Here is a 22,469-nt window from a genome sequence, read left to right on the forward strand (position 1 = left end):
ACTCGCCGCCCAGCCTGGCTTCGTGAATTTCTAAGAACCTCATGCGGCGACTCACCCGCTCCCCGCCGCATGGGCATGCGATGAACGGCTGGGACGGTGGCCGGAGCGAATTTCCGCTGGCGGGCGGCCGGGCACGGACCCGGGCGCCCCTGGCGCCTTGTCGAACAGCCGACTCAAGCAGACCTACATAATCTTCGGGATCCCGGATCCATGGCGTTCAAAGAGTCATCAGCGAAGGAGCTTTCCATCGCCCGCTTCTTTATCCGCCCTATCGTCCGAGGGTGGTGGCTGCCTGCCATTCTGGGCCTCATCAGCGCCCTACTCGCCCTGACTCCCTTCGACAACCTGTTGGAGCAAGGCTACGGCCTCCCCGCCTTGGCGGCGGCCCGCAACCTGATCTACGGAGCTCGCGCTCCCGACGACATCGTCATCGTCAGTGTGGAACAACAATCATTTTTTCAGTACCCGGAAAGTGTCGCCTGCCTGCAGCGCCAACTGGGCCAACTGGACCGCTGCTGGCCCCGGCCGTTCTATGGCCTGCTCGCCGACACGCTCAAACGCTACGGCGCCGAACTGGTCGTACTGAACGTGTTGTTTCCGCGCAGCCGAGAAGACGAGGACGCCGCCTTCGCCAAGGCGATCCGACAGGCCGGCAACGTGCTGTTGCAGGATTATATGTACCGCAATAAAACCGGGGCGCATAGCGAGCTGATTGGCGTGCTGCCGCCTGTCAGCCCGATTGCGGAAGCGGCACTGGCCTCAGCCCCCTTCCCGCTGCCCGACACCGTCCGCAACCTGCCTCGGTTCTGGCATCTGATCCCATCGGTGACCTTCGGCAGGGAGGGCAACACGGCGGGCCATCGCATCGCACTACCCGCCGCCGCCTTGCACGTCATGACGATGCAAAAATCCTGGGACGGATTGCTCGACATACTTCGGCGACTGGCGCCGAGTACCGGGGAATACTTCGCAGGGCACCGCGATGGACCGCGGCCGATCGACGATCTCATGAACCGCCTGCTGCAGACGATACAGCAACAGCCAAGCCTGCCGTCCGAGGCACTGGGCCAGATCGAGCGGGGTGGCTACGGGCCAGAGGCGACCCGCTACCTTTCCGCGCTGTTCAAACTCTACCGCCAGGACGACTTGCTCGACATCAATGTCTATGGCCCTTCCGCCACACTGCTCACGATACCGTTCCACGAAGTGGAGCAACATCCCGAACTGTTCCGCGGCAAGGTGGTGTTTGTTGGTCTCGAACTCGACCTGGTGAAAACGGCCAAAGGCGGCAGTTTCGACACTCCGTTTGCGGAAATCAGCAGCACCGAACTGCTGGCGACGGCCTACGCCAACCTGCTCGATGCCAGCTACCTCTATCCTTACGCGCAAACGGGCTGGCAACAGGCTGCACTGATTTTCCTGTGGGCCTATTTGCTGACCGCAGCCGCCACCAACCTAAACATCAAACATACCATTCCGACGTTGGCCGGTCTTGCCGCGACTTATGCCGTAGCCGCCGTCTGGCTTCTGGCCGACGCCAACGTATGGCTGCCCCTCGTCAGCCCCCTATGGCAGATCTTCGTATCGGCTTTGGTCGGGGTTTCTTACGTATATTTCAGATTCGTCGTCACGCTGGCCTCGGTAGCGATCTCCCCCGAGCTGATGCCAGAATTCACTCCGGCCTCATCTCCGGTTTCATCAGATTTACGCGAATACCTGGGTGCCTGCCTAGTGACCGATGCTCAAGGCTTCACCGCCCTTGCGGACAGCCGGGACGGCGAGTGGCTGGCCCGCTTCATGAGCGAGTACCAAACGGTGGTCGGCTCACCGGTCGCGGAGCATCGCGGCATCGTCAAGGATTGGGCCGGCGACGGCATGATGGCCTTATGGCTGCAGCCGTTCAGCGAGAAACCCGAGCAGGAATCCGGCCTCACCGTGACCGATGCGGTCGATGCCGCGCTGCGGATACGGACCGAAGTGGAACGGTTTACCCTACGGCGTGAAGTCGAATTTCCCATACGCATCGGCATCAACTACGGCCCCATGTGGATATCCGGACACGGCGAGTTGAAAGCCTTCGGGGATACTTTGAATATGACGCAACGCCTGGAAGCGCTCAACAAAGTACTGAGCACTCGTATACTAATATCTCTTAGCATTGCAAACCGATTGCAAGGGTATGCCATTCGCAATCTGGGCACCTTCCTATTACCCGGTAAAAAGGAAGCCGTACCGGTTTTCGAACTGATTGGACCGGGTGATGCGCTACCTCGTGCGTTCGAGCCGCTCATGGCGGGATTCGCTGCGGCCTTGAACTGGTTCGAAACCGGATACTGGGCCAGGGCATACGAGACTTTTTCCCGTTTACATACGACTTATCCCGACGACGGGCCTACGGAATTTTATCTCGCGCAGTGCCGCGAACGACTGCACGGAGAGCTTCTCTGACCGGGCTATTCGCCGACTGAATTGCGTTGCAATTGAAAGCCATGAGGCTTTACCCTAGGGTGGCTCCCATGGCGGTCATACGAATAACGAAAAACTCGGCGGAGGATGAGTGATCAGTATCGGGCGGAAAGCCGTTCCACATATTGCGCGTGACCTGCCGTCGATTCCAACGAGCGCGATGGTGAACGGACTATTTCCCTGGCGGAGGTCCAACGGTTTAATCTTCGCATTGTTACTGGGCAACTGGACGAGTATTTCCTGGGGAGCCGACCAAGCCTGCCAGTCTTCCGTCGCTCAACTGGTTTCCGCCCAAGGGCAGGTCGAAGCCCAAGTCGAACAGCGTGTCGCTTGGCGGCCGGCGGTACTCAACGAGGGGTATTGCGTCGAAGACCGCGTCCGTACGGGCAGTTTGAGCCGAGCGGTGCTCGCCATGATGCAAGGTATCGCCACCCGTTTTTCCCTTAACCAGAATACCCTGGTAAATTTCCTTAGCGTCACCGATCGGATAATCCTTTCCGTCGATTATGGCGACGTCCACGTCCGCAGTCATACGCCGCGACATTTCGATGTTACGACGCCTTTCGTTAATGCCGGTATCGAAGGCACAGAATTCCTCGTATCAGCTGATGCCGAACAGGCAGAAATCCGAGTATTCGAAGGGAACGTCAAGGTTTCCAACGCTAAGGGCAGCATCTCCATCACCGCCGGGCAAACCGCCTACGCCCGCGCCGGTCAGGCCCCGCAACTCAAATTGACGCTCAAACCCACGGATGCCGTGCAGTGGGCACTGTATTACCCACCTATCATCGACATCCGCGCTTTGTCGCAAACGAGCCGGAACCCAGCCATTCGCCGCGCCGTTCAGAATTACCAGGCAGGTCATCTAGTTCAAGCCTTGAGCGACCTCGAGTCGGCACCACAGGAAGAGCAAGGTTCAAGCGACTATCTCGGCTTGAGGGCGGGCTTGCTGCTGAGCGTGGGCCAAGTCGACCAGGCCGAGCCTCTGGTCCGACAAGCCTTGCGCCAGCGCCCTGCGGACCCCACCGCTCAATCGGTGCTGGCTGTCATCGCCCTGGCGCGCAACGACCAGCGGCATGCCTTGGAACTGGCACGACAGGCGGTTGAACATTCGCCGCAATCGGCGGCCCCGTGGCTAGCGCTCTCCTACGTGGAACAAGCCCGATTCGATCTGCGCAAAGCGCTGGAAGCGGTCGAAACCGCCCTCAAGCTCGATCCGGACAATGGTTTGGTCCACGCGCGGCATGCCGAGATACTCGCCTCGCTGGAACGACGCGAGGAGGCTGTAGGCGCAGCGGAACTCGCCACCCGGCTGAATCCCGATCTGAGCCGCACTCACGCCGTGCTCGGCTTTACGCGTCTGATGGCAACCAATACCACCGAAGCGACACGCGACTTCCAACATGCGATCGAAGCGGACTCCTTCGACCCGCTGGCGCATTTTGGCCTGGGCTTGGCGAAAATACGCGAAGGCAAGCTGGAGGAAGGCACCGAAGACATCGAGATCGCCGGCAACCTCGACCCCAACGATTCCCTCATACGCAGCTATCTCGGTAAAGCCTATTACGAACAGAAGCGCGGCAAGCTGGCCGAAACGCAGTTCGAGCTCGCCAAACGATACGATCCCAACGACCCCACGCCCCATTTTTACGACGCGATCCGAAAACAGTCCGAGAATCGGCCGATAGAGGCCCTGCACGACTTTCAGAGCGCGATGGCGCTGAACGGCAACCGCGCCGTCTACCGGTCCCGACAGATGCTGGACAGTGATCAGGCCGCGCGCAGTGCCGCGATAGGGCGAATTTACAACGACCTGGGCTACGGTTCCCGCGCCCTGGTCGAAGGCTGGGGGTCGCTCAATCAGGAGCCGACGAACTATTCCGCTCACCGCCTGCTGGCCGACAGCTACGCCGCATTGCCCCGGCATCAGGTCGCGCGCGTGAGCGAGTTGTTACAGTCGCAATTGTTGCAGTCCCTAAACGTAACGCCTCTGCAGCCTAGCCTGGGTGAAACGAACCTGCCTCTCCTGAGCTATTCCGGGCCGGAACGCCTGTCTTTTCACGAATTCAATCCCTTATTCGCGCGCAATAAGTTATCGGGCCTGTTTTCCGGCATCGCCGGTTCCAATGACAGCTACGGGGATGAAGCCACCTTGTCCGGTATATACGACAAGTTTTCCTTCAGTCTGGGGCAGTTGCACTACCAGACCAACGGTTTTCGCCCCAACAATGACCAGCAGCGCGACATTTACAACGCCTTTTTCCAATCCGCCCTAAATGATGCCACCAGCGTGCAAGTGGAGTTGCGCAACGGACATACCGTAACCGGCGACACACGCCTGCGATTTGGCATTGAGAATTTCTCTCCATTCCGTAGGGAAACCGAAAACTCCACCAGTTACCGACTGGGCGCGCAGCACATATTTTCCCCTCAGTCGCGCATTATCGCCTCGTTGAATTATCGTCAAGTGGGATCTTCAATTCATGATCGGTTGAATATTATTAAGCGGTTGCCAGCACTCACAATACCTTCTTTCAGGGTGGTAACCCTGCCCGGTGGCCGGCGCAGCATAGTTCCTATGATCCAGCGTTATCCCGAAAAGGATGTTACCCTCAACACGAACGCCAATTTGGACACCTACAGCGAAGGACCGCAATTTGAGATTCAGCATCTGTTTCTGTCCGACCACTTGAAACTGGTTTCGGGGTACGGCCATATCGATTTCAGTATTCAGGAACAAAGTTTTATTGATGTCCTGCCGTTCCAACTTCAATCCGGCCTATTTGTTAACCCAGCTCCCGTATTATCCCCTTCGACTTTCAGCTTCATCCGCGACAATATTTATTCTTATGCCACATTTCTGCTGACGCCATCGTTAGCATTCACCACCGGCGCCAGTATCGACCTGTTTGAATATGGTAAACGAATCGATACGACCCAGTTCAATCCCAAATTCGGCCTGCTATGGCATCCGCTGGAGGACACAACCGTGCGCCTGGCCGCCTTCCGGGAAACGGCCTTCACCCAGGACAGCGATGCCAAGACCATAGAACCCACCCAAGTAGCAGGATTCAACCAGTTTTTCGATGATTACTTCGGAGCCCACATCTGGCGCTACGGTATCGGACTGGATCAAGAACTCGGCAGGGATATACATTTCGGCGCGGAGGTATCATATCGCGATGTGGATGCACCTATGCACGATGGTGTCGCTAGCGTGAGATCAACATACTATCGGCGCACCGAATTCCTGCAGCGTACCTATTTGTATTGGAATCCTTACGACTGGCTGGCCGGTTCGCTGAACTATCAGTACGAGAGCAATCGCGCTGCCCAAAAGCTTGGATTCGGCTTCACTGAAGTCGATACCCACCGTGTTCCCATACAATTACGCCTGTTCCATCCATCGGGCTTCACCCTGGGTGTTTCTGCAACCTATGTTTCGCAATCAGGAATATTCCAACAGGCCCTGATATGGGACCAATCGTTCATCGGACATGAAAACTTTTGGGTCGCAGACGCTACCTTAGATTACCGGCTGCCAGACAGACATGGTCTGGTCAGCGTGGGAGTTAAAAACCTGTTCGGAACCCGGTTCGACTATTTCGATACCGACGTAAGACAACCGCAATATATTCCCGATCGTGTCGTTTATGGCAAACTCACTCTGGCCTTTTGATGACATACCCGTTTTCAGGTCCATCCACACACACAAAAAGGAGACGTTACCATGGCATTAAGTCCTGAAGCCGTAAGCTACCTCAAAGACGGCCGTTCCATCGCGGTCGGCGTACTCGTGGTCGCCTTAATCACGGTTATCCTTTCTAAGGACGCAGCGCCGTCCATCAACCTAGCTGGCTGTACCCCAGGCGCAGTTGCCGATATAGGCCTGCGCTCCGACGGCAAATCGGTAATTTCCTATAATGGCAAGGTCATCGACCCAAAGGACTACCCAGTACCCGCGACGATCAACAACAAGCGTGAGCCGAGGTTTCAAACTTTCAGCGCCCTTATCCTCAAAGGCTCGGAACAAATCCTTCTTAGTGGACCGTGGGGGGTTATGTGCTACCAATTGGACGATAATTTCAATTTGATACCTTGCCAGTAAACGCTAACCACTCGGCGAAAAATTTAGCCAAAACGCCACGCGTAGTAATCTGTGACTGGTATAAGCCACGGGATAGTCGCCGCGCTTGGCTTGAACTCGATCCTGCAACCGGTCGCCCGCCCCGGCTCTCCTAAACGAGTAGTTTTTTGGGAGAGCCTTGACGGACGACCGATCCGGACACTTCACCCCACTGGGGTATTCGGGATATCCCCTCGATCAACCCGGCAAACGATTTTCAGGCCCTATAGGCAAGAAAATACCCTTGATTTGCGGTTCAACGTTATACCGGCCATGGCTGGCTAACTGAATCCAAACTGATTTCTCGGATTTTGACAGCGACGCGCCGGAACTGGATCCGCAAACCGCGACTTCACATACCGCATTCTGCGCCTCATCCCATGTCGGCGTGTCATCCGGGTAATATTTCACCATTTGAGCGTTGCTTTATGCCCTGGCCCCAGGAAAAAATTCACGCCATCCAACAAACCGTCGCCCAAGTCAATGACGCCATGAGGTATAGATATGAATAATCCCAATCACATACTGGAAATGGAGGCGCTGTTCCATGGGCTGCTGCCGGAGGACAGGGACTTACTCAGGAAGTCCGGGCGGGAGAAAACGTATGAAAAAGGCTGGCCGGTGGTACATCAAGGCGACGACGCCGATGCTTTTTTTTATATTCTGGAAGGATCGGCCGAGATCAGCGTGCAGGTGCAGGATCAGAAAACCATCCTCTGCCGCATGGGGCCCGGCCAATTTTTCGGCGAATTGGCCTTGCTCACCGGCGGGCCGCGTTCGGCGTCGGTGATCGCGCTGGAGCCCTCCCGTTTCTCGGTGCTGTCCAAGCAAGCATTTTTGGAATGTCTGAAATCGCGCCCTTCGCTGGCGATGGCGATGATTCCGCAGTTGGTCTACCTCGTCCGCGACTTGACCGAAAAACATGCGGTCAATGCCCTCGATACCTACGGCCGGATACGATACTTTTTAAACCGCCTCGCACAGCCGAGGGACGGTTACCGCGTAATCGAGGGGCAATGGACACACGCGGACTTCGGTCGCCTGGCCAATTGCACGCGCGAATCGGTCACCCAGAAATTCCAGGAGTTGCGCAAGGGCGGCTGGATACGGGTGGAAACCCGCCCACGCCGGCGCATCCTGCTGCTGCGCGAATTGCCCGATCGTTTTTAAGCTCCGCGTCGTCGACGGGCCGGTGCGACGGCGGCGGAATTTCCGGACTTTAAAACATCGACAGCGAGGTCTTTCCGCCGTTCCGCCGGCTGGCACGATCGTCGTATTCGCCTTGCTCGCGCTTCTGCTCGAGTTTGTAGGCTTCGGTGTTCAGTTTGTCGCATAGCGTCTGCATGCCCAGCACACGGCCGTGGGCCTCTTCCCAGAGACGCTTCTTTTCCTCCAACTCGCGCTCGGCCCGCTGCACCTGCTGCTCCTGATCCGCGATAGCCTTGTTAATCTTGTCGAGGAAAGCGCGGTACTCCTGCAGGCGCCGCACGCCTAAGCCCTGGTTGCCGGACAGGTTGAAGCGCTGGCTATAACTCTCGCGGAAGGCGACGAGGCTATTCAGACTCTTGCGTCCAGCTTCCAGTTTTTGCCGGCTTTCACCAAATGCCTGGGCGGCCTGCTTTTCACGGCGTTCCGCCAAGTCCTTGATGGGCTCCAGTCGTTGCAGTCGATTCATCGCGCGTCTCCGTCAGCCGGTTTAATGGGGCCGGCTTTTGCCCAACAGGTTGCCCAACAGGTTGCCCAACTCGGTAACACTATGTTCCAGGTTTACCGCGGCGTTCATGTCTTGCTGCAGAAACGCCATGATACCCGGGTTCATGCGTATAGCCTCGTCGATTCTAGGGTCAGCACCGCTTTGATACGCCCCGACGCTGATCAGATCCCGGTTCTGCTGGAAGATGGAATAGAGCTTCTTCAACTGCCGCGAGCATGCCATATGTTCCGGAGTGACGATGTCCGGCATCACCCGGCTGACCGATGCCTCGATATCGATGGCCGGATAATGTGCGGCATCGGCCAGATTCCGCGACAGGACGATGTGGCCATCCAATACCCCCCGGGCGGCGTCGGCGATCGGATCGTTGGTGTCGTCTCCCTCGGCGAGCACGGTGTAAAAAGCGGTGATCGAACCACCGCCCTGATCGCCGTTGCCCGCACGCTCGACCAGTTGCGGCAACTTGGCGAACACGGACGGCGGATACCCCTTGGTCGCCGGCGGCTCGTCTATGGCCAGAGCGATTTCGCGCTGTGCCTGGGCGAAACGAGTGAGTGAGTCCATCAGCAACAGGACGTTCAAACCCTGATCGCGAAAAAATTCGGCCACGGCCGTGGCCAGCAATGCACCGTGCATGCGCATCAACGGCGGGTAGTCGGCCGGCGTGGCGACAACCACCGAGCGGGCCAACCCCTCTTCGCCGAGGATCTTCTGCACGAATTCGTTCACTTCGCGGCCACGCTCGCCGATGAGCCCCACCACGACGATATCCGCCTCGGTATATTTGGTCATCATGCCAAGCAATATACTCTTGCCGACGCCGGTGCCGGCGAACAATCCCAGGCGCTGGCCCCGCCCGACGGTGAGGAGCGAGTTGATGGCGCGCACACCGACATCCAGCGGCTCGCGTATGGGCCTGCGCGCCAGGGGATTGATCTGCTTGCCGCTCAGAGGCACGGTATGCTCGGTCAGCAAGGGTCCTTTGCCGTCCAAAGGCTTTCCGCCGCCATCGATCACCCGCCCGAGCAAGCTGAAATCGACGCGTGCCGAACAGGTTTGCCCCAAGGGTATCACCCGGCAGTCCGGCTCCAGGCCCTGGATATCGCCGGTCGGCATGAGATAGAGGCGCTCTCCGGCGAAGCCGACCACCTCGGCCTCTATGCCGCGCCCGGAGACGGTTTCGACCAGACAGCGGGCGCCGATGGCGGCGCGGCAGCCGACCGCTTCCAAGGTCAGCCCCACCATGCGCGACAACTTGCCTTCGACCACCAATTCGATCGGCGCCTCGACACGGCGCCGACTCGCATGGAGCCGCTCGGCCCACCGATGCGGTTCGAGCAGGGCCGCATTCATGGCAGGTCTCCTTCGCGCTCGCCGCCAAAGGCCCGTGCGACGACCGCGGCCATGCGCTTTTCCACGCTGGCATCGATGCGGGAGTTCTCGGTGCTGATCTGGCAACCGCCGCGCGTCAGTAAAGGGTCTTCGAGCAGGCGCCAACTGTGCTCGTTTTCGTCCAGAGACATGGCGTGGCGAACCAGTTCGGCATCGTCCGGATGAAGATGCAGACTCACCTTGCGACCGCTGCCGGGCAAAGCGGACAGCGCTTCGCGCACCACCGCGATGATCTGGCCCGGATCCGTGCGCAGCTCCCGCCTTACCAACTGCCGGGCCATCGCGACGGCCAGGGCGCCCAGTTCGTCGACGACCTCGTCGTTCACCCGGCTCAAGGGCTCGTCCAGAGCCATCAGGATGGCTTGCAAGCGCGCGCCCTGCTCGCGGTGTTCCGTCTCGGCATGGGCCAAGCCTTCCAGGCGCCCGGCTTCGTAGCCCTCGCGATACCCTTCGGCGCGTCCCTCCTCGCGGCCCAGCGCGGCGGCTTCATCGTGTGCCTGCCGCTGCATGGCTTCGATGTCCTCCACGGTCAGCCTGGGTGCGGTTTCGACTTCCTCCTCGACCACCGTGGCCGCCTTTTCCGCCTCGGCGAGGCCTTCGTCCGACTCGCCGTCGCCGACCCGTGGCAGGCGCCAGGGAGTGAGCAGGGACAATTCCTCCGGCGTGAATTTTCTAGATGAGTTCATCGGCGCCGCCTAGCTGAATTTCTCCCGCGTCCGCCAAACGCCGGGCGATCGCCAGGATGTCCTTCTGGGCGGCCTCGACGTCGCTGAGACGGGCGGGGGGCGCGGCTTCCAGGTCGTCGCGCAGCATTTCCGACGCCCGGCGCGACATGTTGTTGAATATCTTCTGCTTGAGGGCGTCGTCCGCTCCGCGCAAGGCCAACAGCAGCGAGTCGGTCGACACTTCGCGCAGTAGGGTCTGGATGCCGCGATCCTCGATCTCGATGAGATCCTCGAAGACGAACATCTTGTCCTGTATCTTTTGTGCGAGATCGGCGTCGTTTTCGGCGACCTGTTCCATGATGACGGCTTCCAGCGAACTTTCCATCAAGTTGAGTATGCTGGCCGCGGTGTTGACGCCCCCTATGGTGGACGATTTGACGTTGGCGTTGCCGAGCAACTGCTTTTCCATGATTTCGTCCAGTTCCATCAAGGCCTGCGGGTGGACGCCCTGTAGCGTGGCGACGCGCATGATGACATCCGCACGGCTGCGTTCGGGCAGGAATCCCAGCACTTCCGCCGCCTGGTCGCTGTCGAGCAGCGACATGATGATGGCGACGATTTGCGGATGTTCCTGGCGCAGCAAATCGGCGATCGAGCGCGCGTCCATCCACTTGAGCTGCTCCAAGCCCTTGCTGTTGCGTCCCAGCAGGATGCGGTCGATCACGTTGGAGGCTTTTTCGGGGCCCAATGCCCGGGTCAGCATTTCGCGTATGTATTCGTCGGAATCGATGCCCAGCGCCGTCTGATTCTGGATGGTGTCGACGAATTGTCCCATGACCTCGTTGACCAGATCGGCGGTGATGTTGCGCAATTCGGCCATGGCCGTACCGATCTGCTGAACTTCCTTGGGATTCATGTGCGTCAGCACGGCGGCCGCGCGCGCCTCTCCGACGGCCAGCAGAAAAAGGGCCACCCGCTGGGTGCCGTCCAGACTGGCGAGATCCTGTATCGCGGTCTCAACCATTTTTGTTCTCCATCCAGGTCTTCATCACCTGAGCCACGCGCTTGGGATCTTTGTCGATGGCCTTTTGCGCAAAATCCAGGCGTTTCTCATAACTTTGCGGAGAATCCAGCAATAACAGCTCTTCACTTTCCGCCTGGGTCAGCCGGTCCGAAACCGCTTTTCTGACGCCGCTCACGTCGGGCCGCAACTCCCGTACTTCTCCCGCGGCGCCGGCATGCGCCGGCACGGGAAACTGCCCCGGGCGTCCTTCGGCCACGGGCTGCATCAAGGTCTGCAGCAAGGGGCGCAATACGCCGAACACGAGCAACAAGACCACCAGGCCCGCTCCGGTGTATTTGAGTGTGCTCCAGAACCAAGGTTCCTCCCAGGGCTTTACCGCGACGGTTTCGCCGTCATTGCGGAAAGCGGCATTGGTCACGGTGACGCGGTCTCCGCGGGCCGCATCGTAGCCGACCGCTTCCTTGACCAGACTGGTGAAGCGCGTCAAATCCTCGTCGCTATAGGGTTGTGAGGTATAGCTGCCGTCCGCCTGTGGAATACGCTGGTGATCGACCACGACGGCCACCGTCAGGCGACGTATTCCGCCGCTGCTCAGCCGGGTGTGGCTGATGGTCTTGTCGAGTTCGTAGTTGCGGGTCGCACTCTTGCTTTGATTAATCGCCTCGGGCGTGGCGGAGGCCGTTTGAGCGGCGGCGCCCTGCCCTGCCCCGGCCGGTTGCGCTCCCTGCGCCGCCTGCGGGCGGACTGGCTGGCCCGGGGCCACTTCCGGCGCCTGGCCGGCCGGCGGCGGCTGATTGCTCAAGGCTCCCGGGATGCCCTGAGCCAGCTGCTTGTTGCGGCTTTGCTCTTCCTGGGTCTGCTCGCTGCGTAGGGCCGGCAGATCGGGATTGTAGAGTTCCTGCGTGCGCTCGGTTTCGGTGAAGTCGACATCGGCCGCGACCTGGGTTCTCAAACCGTCCCGCCCGACGACCGGGCTTAGGATGTTCTCGACGCGGTCGATCAGATGATCTTCGACCTGCTTCTTGTAATCGAACTGTTTGGCGTTCAGATTCACGCCGCTGGCGCTGTCGGCCGAATTGAACAGATGTCCGCGTTGATCGACCACCGTGACCTGACCCGGCTCCAGTTGCGGCACGCTGGCCGCCACCAGATGCACGATGCCTTCGACCTGGCCCGGCTCCAGGCCGTAGCCGGAACCCAGTTCAAGCACCACAGAAGCGCTGGGCTTGCGCGGATTGCGCACGAAAACGGATTCCTTGGGCAGGGCCAGATGCACCCGTGCGGATTTGACGTTGCGCAGGGTCATGATGGAGTGGGCGATTTCGCCTTCCAGCGCATGCTGGAAACGGGCGGTCTCCATCATCTGACTGGAACCGAAGCTCGACTCCCGGTTGAGCAACTCGAAGCCCGCATCGGTTTCGCGAGGCAGGCCCTGAGTGGCTAACTTCAGGCGCAACTCGTGGACCCGGTCGGCCGGTACCTGGATGGTGCCGGTGGCCGCATCCAGCCGGTAGTCGACGTTCAGCTTCTTGAGCGCCTCGACGATTTCCCCGGCATCCTTTTGCGGGATGGCGCCGAAGAGACGATCGTATTCGGTCCGGTTGGACCAGAGCGCCATCGCCACGATGATCGCCAGGGACAAAGCCGCGGCGACGATCGTGGCGATTTGCCGGTTGCGCGGCATCTGCATGAAATTGCGCGCGACGGCCGGCAAATTTTCGCCGCCTTTGGTCTGCGCGGACGCCGTGGTCGCCAAGCGTTTGCCGGCCGGATCGTTTTCGGTAGCAGTTTCTGCGAGTTCCATGGGAGTCTTCCAGCCTTAATTCTCGCCCGTTTACATGGGCATGTTCATGACGTCCTTGTAGGCTTCGACCAGCTTGTTGCGGACCTGCACCATGGCCTGGAAGGACACGCTGGCCTTCTGCAGGGACACCATGACTTCCGCCAGGCTGGCGTCGGTAGTGCCGGTTTCGAAGGCTTCGGCCAGCTTGTTCGCCTGCTGCTGGGTATCGTTGACCTTGTTGATCGAGTCCTTCAGCAGGGACTGGAAATCAACCGGGCTCTCGGTCTGCACCTTGGTGCTGCTGGCCTGGTCGCGCAGCACGCGCATCTGGGCCAGTACTTGATTGATGTCCATGTTACTCATTTGGCGCCTCGCAGCGGTTTCGTATGCTTACCGAATGGAAAGCACGATTCGGGCCTAACCTGGAACCGCCATGCCCGACTCCTTCATGCGGGCGATCTTGTAACGCAGGGTCCGCTCGCTGATACCCAGGCGGTCCGCGGTGGACTTGCGGCTGCCGCCTTCCTCCCGCAAGGTGTCGAGGATGACCTTTTCCTCCACCGAGCGGCGGCTGGTTTCCAGCAAATCCGCCGGAGTCTCGACGGGTGACGGATTTTCGACGGCTATGGCTGGCACGAAAGCGTCGTCCAGCACCAGGTCTTCGCCGCGTATGCTACCCCCGCTTTGCAGTATTAAGGCGCGCTGTATGACGTTGTCCAGTTCCCGCACGTTGCCTGGCCAGCGGTACGCCTTCAGCTGGGCGACCGCGTCCGCGCTCAGTTGCGGCACCGCCTTGCCACTGTTCCAATGGCGCTCCAGCAAGGCCTGCGCCAGAGCCAGAACATCGCCCGGACGTTCCCGCAAGGGCGGGATGCGAAGGGGAAATACGCTGAGCCGGTAGTACAAGTCTTCGCGAAAATCCCCGCGCGCGACCTGCTCGCGCAGACTCCGGTTGGTGGTGGCCAATACGCGCACGTCCAAGCGTATGGTCCGGCGCCCACCCAGTCGTTCCACCTCCCGCTCCTGCAGCACGCGCAGAAGCTTGGCCTGCAGGTTCAGGTCCATTTCCGAAATCTCGTCGAGCAGCAGGGTGCCGCCCTGCGCCATCTCGAATCGCCCGGGCACGGACTGCGTGGCGCCGGTATAGGCGCCTTTTTCGTAGCCGAACAATTCGGCTTCCAGCATGTTTTCGGGTATGGCGGCGCAATTGATGGCGACGAAAGGGCCCGCGTGACGCGGCGAACTGCCGTGTATATAGCGTGCCAGGACCTCCTTACCGGTTCCGCTTTCGCCCTGGATCAGCACCGTGGCGTCGCCGTGGGCGACTTTGGCCGCCATGGCGAACAGCTTCTTCATGGCCGGATCTTCGACCACCCGTTCGCCGTGGGCCGGCGCCCTCGGGGCCAGATGGCGCTGCACCTGCTCCACCAGGGTCGCCGCCGCGAAGGGCTTGACCAGGTAATTGGATGCGCCGCGCTGCATGGCTTGCACGGCCTTCTCGATGGTGCCGTAAGCCGTCATGAGGAGTACCGGCAGGTCGACGTGAGCCGCGCGGATGCGCTCCAGCAAGGTCAATCCGTCCATGGGCTGCATCTGCACGTCGCTGACCACCAGGCGGAAGTGATGGCCCGCCAGGCATTCGAGCGCGGACTGGCCGTCACCCGCGGTACGCACGCGCAAACCGGCCAGCTCCAGTGTGTCGCTCAAGGCTTCGCACAGGGACAGATCGTCTTCGACGATCAATACATCCAGATTTTCCTTACTCATGGTCTGCGTCTCCGATCGGTGTGTCATGCCCCGCATAACCGCCGGGCAACAATTCGTCGACCTGCGCTTGCGGCAGGTCGATCTGGAAACAGGCGCCTTCGCCCGGCACGGATACACAGCTCACCTGCCCGCCATGCGCCCGAACCACACAGTCAACTATGGCCAAGCCCAAGCCCGTACCATTGGCCCGCGTGGTGTAGAAGGCTTCGAAGATATGCGGGAGCACGTCCGCTCGTATGCCGGGGCCGTCGTCGCCGACCTCGATGCGCAGCCAGCCCGGCGACGGCATCTTCAAGGTCAGCGTGATGACACCGCCTGCGGCCAGGGCTTCCGCCGCGTTGCCGAGCAGGTTGAGGAGGATGCCCAACAAGGCGTCCGGATTGCCGTACAACTCCGCACCGGCGGTGAGCCGGTTGACGATCAGACGGATCGGCCGATCCCGAATCACGGGCGCGAAGGTTTCGAGCAGGCGCTCCGTCAAGGCCTCGACGTCGACCCGCTCCATGACCAGCCGTCCCACGCGAGCGAATGCCAGCATGTCGCTGACCTGGCGTTCCAGGTGCTGCAAGCGGTCCGCGAGCTTGGCGGAAAAGCGTGCGCGCTGATCGCCGGTCAGATCGTCGCGGCCCAGGTGGGCGGTGTACAGCAGGGCCGCCGCCAGCGGCGTGCGCACCTGATGCGCCAGGCTGGCGATCATTTCTCCCAGCGCCGAGAGGCGCTTCTGCTGGCTGACCAGCTCCTGCAGGGCGCGCTGCTCGCTGATATCGGTCAACAACACGATCTGGCCCGCACCATCGTCCAGGGTACGCACGGAAATGCTGACGGTCTCGCCGCTGAGCAACAGGCGCTGATGGGGATTGTCGCCCCCGGCCACGGAAACGCGCTCCAAGGCCTTGCGCCAGGACAAACCGGGAGACGGGGCGCCGAGCAAGCGGCGGGCAACGGGATTGGCTTCGACGACCCGTCCCGCCTTATCCACCACGATAACACCGCCGGGCAAGGCCTCCAGCAATTGCTGCAAACGGTTGGCGAGCTGTTCCTTTTCCGTGAGGGTTTTCAGGCGCTCGCTACGGGCGGACGCCAGTTCCCGGGTGAGACGGGCGACCTGGGCCTCCAGGTCGAAATAGCTGCGGGTGAGGTTCGCGGAAAGCTCGTTGAACGCCTGGAAGGCGTCTTTCAGGCTTTCCGCGCTCTGCAGGGCTGGATAGGACAAGATGACCTCGACTCGATCCGATTAGGGGATCCTTGTCGAGACAGAAGCAATTATGCGGCCAAACAGGTTTTTATTGTTATATCAATGACTTGACTATCCGTCGATGGCCGCGCGTCAAATTACCGACGTGTCTTCGCCACGCAAGCCGTACTTGCGCATTTTTTCCACCAGAGTCGTCCGACGCATGCGCAGCAAGGTGGCGGCATGGGCGACCACGCCATTGCACTCGTCCAGCGCCTGGCGGATCAATTCCACTTCCAGTTGATTCAGGTGTTCCCGCAAATCCAGGCCGGCTTCCGGCAGTCGCGCAAGATCCTGGAAGTCGGGGGATTCCTGGGTGGCAGCGGGAGCCATTGCGAACTCTTCCGAGCCCCCACCACCGCCGCGGCGGAATTTTTCGGGCAGATCGGCCACCTCGATGAGGCTGCCGGGATTGAGGATCGCCATGCGCTCAATCAAATTCGCCAACTCGCGCACGTTTCCGGGCCAAGCGTAGCTCTGCAGTTTGCGCATGGCGGGAGGGCTTAGCGTGATCGTCGCCTTCTTCTCGGATCGCAGGCGTTCGCTCAAGTCGGCCACTAATACCGGAATATCCTCGAGCCGCTCGCGCAAGGCCGGCACCTCGATCGGAAAGACGTTGAGACGGTAATACAAATCCTCACGGAAGCGGTTCTGGCGTATTTCCTCTTCCAGATCCCGATGCGTCGCGGCGACGATGCGCACGTCGCAATGTATGGTCTTGTTGCTGCCGACCCGTTCGAAGCTGCGCTCCTGCAATACGCGCAGCAGCTTGACCTGCATGGCCAAGGGCATGTCGCCGATCTCGTCGAGGAACAGCGTGCCGCCTTCCGCCAGTTCGAAGCGTCCCTGGCGCGAGGTCAAAGCACCGGTGAATGCGCCTTTTTCGTGCCCGAACAGCTCGCTTTCCAGCAGTTCGCCCGGTATGGCCCCGCAATTCACCGGCACGAAGGGCTTTTGGCGGCGCGGCGAGAAATAATGCAGGTTGCGCGCGATGACTTCCTTGCCGGTGCCGGATTCGCCCAAGACCAGCACCGTCGCATCGGAACCGGCGACCTTCTGAATCAAACGGCGGATACGCTGTATGGCCTGACTGTCGCCCGCCAAGGTGCGGAACAGTTCGCTGGCACGCACGCCGGTGGCATCGGGCCGTCCCAATCTGTCCAACAACTCGGTCAATGCCGGATAGTTGGTGGGCCATTCCAGATGCGCCGCCGCCATACGATCCAGTCGCTGGGAAAGCGGCCTATTTGCACCTTTCTCCGACACCAGAACCAGGGCGGAATGACGGTGTATCTCGGCCAATCGAGCCAAAGTGGCCTCATCGTCTTCAAGGTTGCCCACCAACACCACGCCGTACTCGCTCTCCAGGCTCTCATCGGCAAGAAAATCCGGCTCGACCGTACGCACCTCCCAACCGATGAAACGCATGACGGTCGCGACCTCGGTACAGACAGGACAGGCACGGTCGATGACTAAAGCGCGGCGCGAAACCATAGTAATTGGGTAATCCTTTATTCCGACGAAAACGGTACGAATGTTATCAGGCCTTTCGCGCGCTTGAACAGCGTCGTAACTGGTCGGGCACGACTTGACTTTAGCGGGCCAGCCCGGGGAAACTCGCTTCGACGCATCACACGGAGCCCGCTGTTCCTTGAACGATATTCCCCTTAGTCTGCTGCTCATTTCCCTGGGCCTGCTGATCTTCGTCTCGGCATTCTTTTCCGGATCCGAGACGGGCTTGATGACGCTGAACCGCTATCGGCTCCTGCATCAGGTTAAAAAAGGACACCCCGCCGCGCTCCGTGCGCAAAGACTGTTGCAACACCCGGATCGCCTGATCGGCCTCATCCTGCTGGGCAACAACTTCATGAACATCCTCGCTTCGTCGCTGACCACCATCGTGTTTCTGCGGCTGTTCGGGGAAAACGGGATCGCGCTGGCCGCCGGCGCATTGACCATCATCGTGCTGATCTTCGCCGAAGTGGCGCCCAAAACGCTGGCGGCGCTGTATCCGGAAAAAGTGGCCTATCCGGCGACCTGGCTGATCCTGCCGCTGATGAAAATTTTCTATCCGGTGGTCTGGATCATCAATACGCTGGCCAATTTGATGCTGAAACTATTGGGCTTCGACCCCAAGGGGCAGGCCCACAGCGCGCTCAGCAAGGAGGAGTTGCGCACCGTGGTGGCCGAGGCCAGCGCGATGATCCCGGACCGTTATCAAAACATGCTGCTCAGCGTGCTGGACCTGGAATCGGCCACGGTGGACGACATCATGATCCCGCGCCACGAAATCGTCGGCATCGATCTCGACGAGCCGCTGGAAGACATCCTCGACCTCATCAGGAACAGCCGACACACCCGTCTTCCGGTTTACCGCAAGAGCATCGACAAGGTGTTCGGCCTGCTCCATCTGCGCAAGATTTTGCTCAAGATGAGTCAAAGCGAGATCAGCAAGGAAATGCTGGCGAAATCGGTCGACCGCATCTATTTCGTCCCGGAAAACATGCCGCTGCACCAGTTGCTGGCGAATTTCCGCCGGGAAGGCCTGCGGTTCGGCCTGGTGATAGACGAATACGGCGACGTGCAGGGCCTGGTCACGCTGGAAGACTTGTTGCAGGAAATCGTCGGCGAATTCACTACCGACTCCCTGGACGTGCGCAAGCAAAAGGACGGCAGTCACCTGGTGGACGCCGGCATCGGTCTGCGCGAACTCAACCGCATCACCGGTTGGGCCTTGCCCACGGAGGGCCCCAAGACCCTCAACGGCCTGATCATCGAATATCTCGAAACCATACCGGAACCGGGTACCAGCCTCAAACTGTTCGAACACCGGCTGGAAATTACCGAAATGGACAACAACGTCGTCAAACAGGTGCGTTTCCATCCAGCCGAACGTTGATCCCGAATCCGGCGGCGCGGGCGTCCGGGAAGGGCATTCGCACCCCATGGCAGTTTCTGTCTATACTGCGAAATCTCTGCCCGCCGCACGTTGCCACCGATGGCCAAACTCACGCTCACGTTCAAAGACAGAACCCTGCAAGTTACCCCGATCACGGATGGCGAAACCACTATCGGCCGCGATCCGGACAGCCAGATCCACATCGACAGTCTGGCCATCGCGCCCCGGCATGCTGTGATACGGATCGACAGCAAGGGAGCCTGGGTGCGCCAAGTGGATCCGCGTTATCCGGTCTTCGTCAACAACGTCAAGATCACGGAGCGTCAGCTCAACCATGGCGACGGCATCGGCGTCGGCAAACATCTGCTGTATTACACCGACGAATTGCACCATACGCCTCCCGCATCGGCGCATGACGAAGCCGGGACGGCAACCCAGGCCGCGTCCCCCAGCCTGATAGACGCCGGCTTGCAGGTGCTCAACGGCAAAAACATCGGCCTGATCATCCCGCTGCGCAGCGCCATGACGCGCCTAGGCAAAGACAGCGCCTCCAGTGCGGTGATCGCGCGCCGCCGCGACGGTTTTTTCCTGTCCGCGCTGACCGGCGGAGAAAACATTTATGTCAACAAAAACGCCATCAACGACGACAGCGTGCAATTGCAAAACGGCGATACCGTGAAGATCGATCAGAACCAGATGCAGTTCTTCCTCTCCTGACAGTCGCTCCGCTGTGTCAGAGCACCGCCAGAGCCTCGCGCAAATTCTTGACCGCTATGATATCCAGTCCCGGTATGCCGCCGCGGGGGACGTTCTTGTGCGGTGCGACCGCATGACGGAACCCGTGTTTGGCCGCCTCCCGCAGCCGCTCCTCGCCGTTTTGCACCGGCCGTACCTCGCCGCTTAGACCCAGCTCCCCGAAAGTCAGCCAATCACGCGGAATCGGCCGATCCCGCAGGCTGGACGCCACCGACAGCGCGACGGCCAGATCGCCTGCGGTTTCGGTCAGGCGCAGTCCGCCCACTAGGTTGATGAATACGTCCTGGTTGAGGATACCGACGCCGCCGTGCCGGTGCAGCACCGCCAGCAGCATGGCCAGACGATTGCCCTCCATGCCCACGGCGACCCGGCGCGGCGCGGCCAGGTGGGATTCGTCAACCAGGGCCTGGACTTCGACCAGCAAGGGCCGGCTCCCCTCGCGCATCACGGTGACGATGCTGCCCGGCATGTCTTCCTCGTAGCGCGATAGGAAGATCGCCGACGGATTTTTCACTTCTTTCAGTCCCGTCTCCGTCATGGCGAACACGCCCAGCTCGTTGACGGCCCCGAAGCGGTTCTTGAAGGCGCGGATGACCCGGAAGCGATTGCCGGGATCGCCCTCGAAGTACAACACCGTATCCACCATGTGCTCCAGGACCCGGGGGCCGGCGAGAGCCCCCTCCTTGGTCACATGACCCACGAGGAACAGGGTCGTGCCGCTTTGCTTGGCGAAGCGCACCAGTTGCGCGGCGCACTCCCGCACCTGGGCAACGGATCCCGGCGCAGATTGCAGGACCTCGGTGTACACGGTCTGGATGGAGTCGACCACCAGCAGGCTGTGCTTCTGTTCCCGGGCGACCGCCAGCATGCGCTCCAGCGAGGTTTCCGCCAGTATCTTCACCCCTGTGCAGGCCAGATTGAGCCGTTTGGCCCGCAGGCTCACCTGCTGTATCGATTCCTCGCCGGTGATGTACAGTGTGCTCACCGTCCCGGCCAGAGCGGCCAAGGTCTGCAGCAACAGGGTCGACTTGCCGATGCCGGGATCGCCGCCGATGAGGATGGCCGAGCCGGCCACCATGCCGCCGCCCAGCACCCGGTCCAACTCATCGAGACCACTGCTCGCGCGGCTGACCTCCTCGGCTTCCACGACGGACAAATCGACCGGATGCGCGAGCTCGCCGCCGCTTCCGGCATATCCCGAGTAACGCCCGGGCGCCGCCTTGGCCTCGATGCTTTCCACCAGCGTGTTCCACAAACCGCAGCCTCCGCACTGGCCGGCCCACTTGGTCTGCGCGTGGCCACACTCGGTACAGCGGTATACGATCTTCGCGTCTTTGGGCTTGCTCATGGGGTCGCCGAGGCTCCTGATCCTGACAAGCTACGGCGACTGGTAGCGGATGCGGTAGACGGCCCCGCGCAGATCGTCCGATACCAGCAGCGAACCGTCGGCCAACTCCAACACATCGACCGGCCGGCCGTCGGCCTTGCCGTCGGTCCCCAGCCAGCCTTCGGCAAAAATCTCCTCGGAAACCGGCTGCCCTTGCCTGAATCTCACCATCGATACGCGATAACCTTGGGGCTTGCTGCGATTCCAGGAGCCATGCTGAGCGACGAACAATTGTCCGCGAAACGGTGGCGGGAACTGTTTGCCCCGATAGAAATGAATGCCCAGCGGAGCGACATGGGCGGGAAACTTGAGCACGGGCGGGGTAAAGCGGTCGCAGGACTTTTGCTTGCCGAATTCGGGATCCGGGATGTCGCCGCCATGACAATACGGATAGCCGAAATCCTGGCCCGGCTGGGAAATCTTGTTCAGTTCCTCGGGCGGCACGTCGTCACCCAGCAAGTCCCGGCCGTTATCGGTGAAATACAGTTCGCCGGTCTCCGGGTGCCAGTCGAAACCGACCGTGTTGCGTATCCCATGGGCATAGATCTGCAAACCCTTGCCATCAGGACCGATGCGCGTCAGGCTGGCAAAAATGGGGTCTTCCGAAAGGCAGATGTTGCAAGGCGCCCCGACCGGGGCGTATAGCAGCCCGTCCGGCCCCACCCGCAAATATTTCCATCCATGTGGACGCGCGTTCGGATAGGCGTCCGCCACCAGCACGGGAGGCGGAGGATCGGACAGGCGTCGGCCGATATCCTTGAGCTTGACGATGCGGCTGATTTCGGCGATGTACAGATCGCCCTGAAAATAGGCCACGCCGTTCGGCATATTCAGGCCAGATGCCACGACGATGCTGCGTTCGGCCCGACCGTCGCCGTCTTCGTCGCGCAGCGCATAGACCTTACCCTCCCCGAGCGATCCCACGTAAACCGTGCCGTTTTCGCCCAGCGTCATCGAGCGCGCCTCCGGCGTCCGGTCGCTATAAACGGATATCGTAAAACCCGGCGGCAGCCTGATACGGCTCAGGACCGTGTCGAGCGGCTCGGCGCAGGCCGAGGTCGACAGGCAAAACAGCAGCGCCAGGAACAGACTGATTTTCCGTCTCATGATTTGGACCTCCCGTGAGTGAGTTCAGGCCTGCCGCGCGCTCGTCCGGGCCCGGCGGGAACATCTTCCAGGCGTCGCTGTCGGACCGATAGGCTGCAGGGACGGGCTTGATTTTAACCCGTTCGCCGCCATATAAGGCCAGCGTGTTC

General features: G+C 60.5%; 18 protein-coding genes. 6 read left to right on the forward strand and 12 right to left on the reverse strand.

Annotation, left to right across the window (positions count from 1 at the left end; translation table 11 throughout):
* Positions 1-210 precede the first annotated feature (210 nt).
* The 3 genes from JWZ97_RS06975 to JWZ97_RS06985 all read left to right on the forward strand — a co-directional run bounded on the left by JWZ97_RS06975 (position 211) and on the right by JWZ97_RS06985 (position 6,574).
* Positions 211-2,448: a CHASE2 domain-containing protein gene (locus tag JWZ97_RS06975; protein ID WP_205434060.1), complete on the forward strand. Its 2,238-nt coding sequence runs from the start codon at positions 211-213 to the stop codon at positions 2,446-2,448.
* 109 nt (positions 2,449-2,557) lie between these two features.
* Positions 2,558-6,145 carry a tetratricopeptide repeat protein gene (locus tag JWZ97_RS06980; protein ID WP_205434061.1) on the forward strand — a complete coding sequence of 1,196 codons (3,588 nt, stop codon included), beginning with the start codon at positions 2,558-2,560 and terminating at the stop codon, positions 6,143-6,145.
* Positions 6,146-6,196: 51 nt separating this feature from the next.
* Positions 6,197-6,574 (forward strand): hypothetical protein, encoded by a 378-nt coding sequence (locus JWZ97_RS06985; RefSeq protein ID WP_205434062.1) that lies wholly within the window; start codon positions 6,197-6,199, stop codon positions 6,572-6,574.
* Positions 6,575-6,790: 216 nt separating this feature from the next.
* Here JWZ97_RS06985 and JWZ97_RS06990 read toward each other — a convergent pair whose 3' ends face one another.
* Entirely contained in the window at positions 6,791-7,006 is a 216-nt protein-coding gene (locus tag JWZ97_RS06990) for a hypothetical protein (protein ID WP_205434063.1), read from the reverse strand.
* 90 nt (positions 7,007-7,096) lie between these two features.
* Between JWZ97_RS06990 and JWZ97_RS06995 the strand changes: the two genes are divergently transcribed.
* On the forward strand, positions 7,097-7,762 hold the full coding sequence (locus JWZ97_RS06995) for a Crp/Fnr family transcriptional regulator (protein ID WP_205434064.1): 666 nt from the start codon (positions 7,097-7,099) through the stop codon (positions 7,760-7,762).
* 49 nt (positions 7,763-7,811) lie between these two features.
* Here JWZ97_RS06995 and fliJ read toward each other — a convergent pair whose 3' ends face one another.
* The 9 genes from fliJ to JWZ97_RS07040 form a co-directional block, all read right to left on the reverse strand.
* The gene (fliJ, locus tag JWZ97_RS07000; RefSeq protein ID WP_205434065.1) at positions 7,812-8,267 is read right to left on the reverse strand and encodes a flagellar export protein FliJ; all 456 of its coding nucleotides are present in this window, start codon (positions 8,265-8,267) and stop codon (positions 7,812-7,814) included.
* Positions 8,268-8,288: 21 nt separating this feature from the next.
* Positions 8,289-9,659, reverse strand: coding sequence for a flagellar protein export ATPase FliI (gene fliI / locus JWZ97_RS07005; protein ID WP_205434066.1), 1,371 nt, complete (start codon positions 9,657-9,659; stop codon positions 8,289-8,291).
* Positions 9,656-10,384, reverse strand: coding sequence for a flagellar assembly protein FliH (locus JWZ97_RS07010; protein ID WP_205434067.1), 729 nt, complete (start codon positions 10,382-10,384; stop codon positions 9,656-9,658). The genes fliI and JWZ97_RS07010 overlap by 4 nt, the downstream gene beginning before the upstream one ends.
* On the reverse strand, positions 10,371-11,387 hold the full coding sequence (gene fliG, locus JWZ97_RS07015; RefSeq protein WP_205434068.1) for a flagellar motor switch protein FliG: 1,017 nt from the start codon (positions 11,385-11,387) through the stop codon (positions 10,371-10,373). The genes JWZ97_RS07010 and fliG overlap by 14 nt, the downstream gene beginning before the upstream one ends.
* Entirely contained in the window at positions 11,380-13,191 is a 1,812-nt protein-coding gene (gene fliF / locus JWZ97_RS07020; RefSeq protein ID WP_205434069.1) for a flagellar basal-body MS-ring/collar protein FliF, read from the reverse strand. The genes fliG and fliF overlap by 8 nt, the downstream gene beginning before the upstream one ends.
* A gap of 30 nt (positions 13,192-13,221) precedes the next feature.
* Positions 13,222-13,533 (reverse strand): flagellar hook-basal body complex protein FliE, encoded by a 312-nt coding sequence (gene fliE / locus JWZ97_RS07025; RefSeq protein ID WP_205434070.1) that lies wholly within the window; start codon positions 13,531-13,533, stop codon positions 13,222-13,224.
* A gap of 54 nt (positions 13,534-13,587) precedes the next feature.
* Positions 13,588-14,937 carry a sigma-54 dependent transcriptional regulator gene (locus JWZ97_RS07030; RefSeq protein WP_205434071.1) on the reverse strand — a complete coding sequence of 450 codons (1,350 nt, stop codon included), beginning with the start codon at positions 14,935-14,937 and terminating at the stop codon, positions 13,588-13,590.
* Complete coding sequence (locus tag JWZ97_RS07035) at positions 14,930-16,150, reverse strand: PAS domain-containing sensor histidine kinase (protein WP_240342520.1); 1,221 nt, start codon at positions 16,148-16,150, stop codon at positions 14,930-14,932. Before JWZ97_RS07035 ends, JWZ97_RS07030 begins: the two co-directional genes overlap by 8 nt.
* Before the next feature lie 114 nt (positions 16,151-16,264).
* The gene (locus JWZ97_RS07040; protein WP_205434072.1) at positions 16,265-17,665 is read right to left on the reverse strand and encodes a sigma-54 dependent transcriptional regulator; all 1,401 of its coding nucleotides are present in this window, start codon (positions 17,663-17,665) and stop codon (positions 16,265-16,267) included.
* A 157-nt stretch (positions 17,666-17,822) separates the two neighbouring features.
* Between JWZ97_RS07040 and JWZ97_RS07045 the strand changes: the two genes are divergently transcribed.
* On the forward strand, positions 17,823-19,070 hold the full coding sequence (locus JWZ97_RS07045; protein ID WP_205434073.1) for an HlyC/CorC family transporter: 1,248 nt from the start codon (positions 17,823-17,825) through the stop codon (positions 19,068-19,070).
* A 99-nt stretch (positions 19,071-19,169) separates the two neighbouring features.
* Positions 19,170-19,787 carry an FHA domain-containing protein gene (locus JWZ97_RS07050; RefSeq protein WP_205434074.1) on the forward strand — a complete coding sequence of 206 codons (618 nt, stop codon included), beginning with the start codon at positions 19,170-19,172 and terminating at the stop codon, positions 19,785-19,787.
* A gap of 16 nt (positions 19,788-19,803) precedes the next feature.
* On the opposite strand, the gene radA is transcribed toward JWZ97_RS07050, so the two are convergent.
* Together radA and JWZ97_RS07060 are read right to left on the reverse strand one after the other, a co-directional pair.
* Positions 19,804-21,174 (reverse strand): DNA repair protein RadA, encoded by a 1,371-nt coding sequence (gene radA / locus JWZ97_RS07055; protein WP_205434075.1) that lies wholly within the window; start codon positions 21,172-21,174, stop codon positions 19,804-19,806.
* 30 nt (positions 21,175-21,204) lie between these two features.
* On the reverse strand, positions 21,205-22,320 hold the full coding sequence (locus JWZ97_RS07060) for a sorbosone dehydrogenase family protein (RefSeq protein ID WP_205434076.1): 1,116 nt from the start codon (positions 22,318-22,320) through the stop codon (positions 21,205-21,207).
* Between the last annotated feature and the right edge of the window lie 149 nt (positions 22,321-22,469).

The sequence above is a fragment of the Methylococcus sp. EFPC2 genome (assembly GCF_016925495.1).
Taxonomy (GTDB): Bacteria; Pseudomonadota; Gammaproteobacteria; order Methylococcales; family Methylococcaceae; genus EFPC2.

Excerpts from the sequence above, each read along its gene's own strand:
- JWZ97_RS06975 (WP_205434060.1), top strand. The coding sequence starts at position 211 with ATGGCGTTCAAAGAGTCATCAGCGAAGGAGCTTTCCATCGCCCGCTTC.
- JWZ97_RS06985 (WP_205434062.1), top strand. The coding sequence starts at position 6,197 with ATGGCATTAAGTCCTGAAGCCGTAAGCTACCTCAAAGACGGCCGTTCC.
- JWZ97_RS06990 (WP_205434063.1), bottom strand. The coding sequence starts at position 7,006 with ATGGTGAAATATTACCCGGATGACACGCCGACATGGGATGAGGCGCAG.
- JWZ97_RS06995 (WP_205434064.1), top strand. The coding sequence starts at position 7,097 with ATGAATAATCCCAATCACATACTGGAAATGGAGGCGCTGTTCCATGGG.
- fliJ (WP_205434065.1), bottom strand. The coding sequence starts at position 8,267 with ATGAATCGACTGCAACGACTGGAGCCCATCAAGGACTTGGCGGAACGC.
- fliI (WP_205434066.1), bottom strand. The coding sequence starts at position 9,659 with ATGAATGCGGCCCTGCTCGAACCGCATCGGTGGGCCGAGCGGCTCCAT.
- JWZ97_RS07010 (WP_205434067.1), bottom strand. The coding sequence starts at position 10,384 with ATGAACTCATCTAGAAAATTCACGCCGGAGGAATTGTCCCTGCTCACT.
- fliG (WP_205434068.1), bottom strand. The coding sequence starts at position 11,387 with ATGGTTGAGACCGCGATACAGGATCTCGCCAGTCTGGACGGCACCCAG.
- fliF (WP_205434069.1), bottom strand. The coding sequence starts at position 13,191 with ATGGAACTCGCAGAAACTGCTACCGAAAACGATCCGGCCGGCAAACGC.
- fliE (WP_205434070.1), bottom strand. The coding sequence starts at position 13,533 with ATGAGTAACATGGACATCAATCAAGTACTGGCCCAGATGCGCGTGCTG.
- JWZ97_RS07030 (WP_205434071.1), bottom strand. The coding sequence starts at position 14,937 with ATGAGTAAGGAAAATCTGGATGTATTGATCGTCGAAGACGATCTGTCC.
- JWZ97_RS07040 (WP_205434072.1), bottom strand. The coding sequence starts at position 17,665 with ATGGTTTCGCGCCGCGCTTTAGTCATCGACCGTGCCTGTCCTGTCTGT.
- JWZ97_RS07050 (WP_205434074.1), top strand. The coding sequence starts at position 19,170 with ATGGCCAAACTCACGCTCACGTTCAAAGACAGAACCCTGCAAGTTACC.
- radA (WP_205434075.1), bottom strand. The coding sequence starts at position 21,174 with ATGAGCAAGCCCAAAGACGCGAAGATCGTATACCGCTGTACCGAGTGT.
- JWZ97_RS07060 (WP_205434076.1), bottom strand. The coding sequence starts at position 22,320 with ATGAGACGGAAAATCAGTCTGTTCCTGGCGCTGCTGTTTTGCCTGTCG.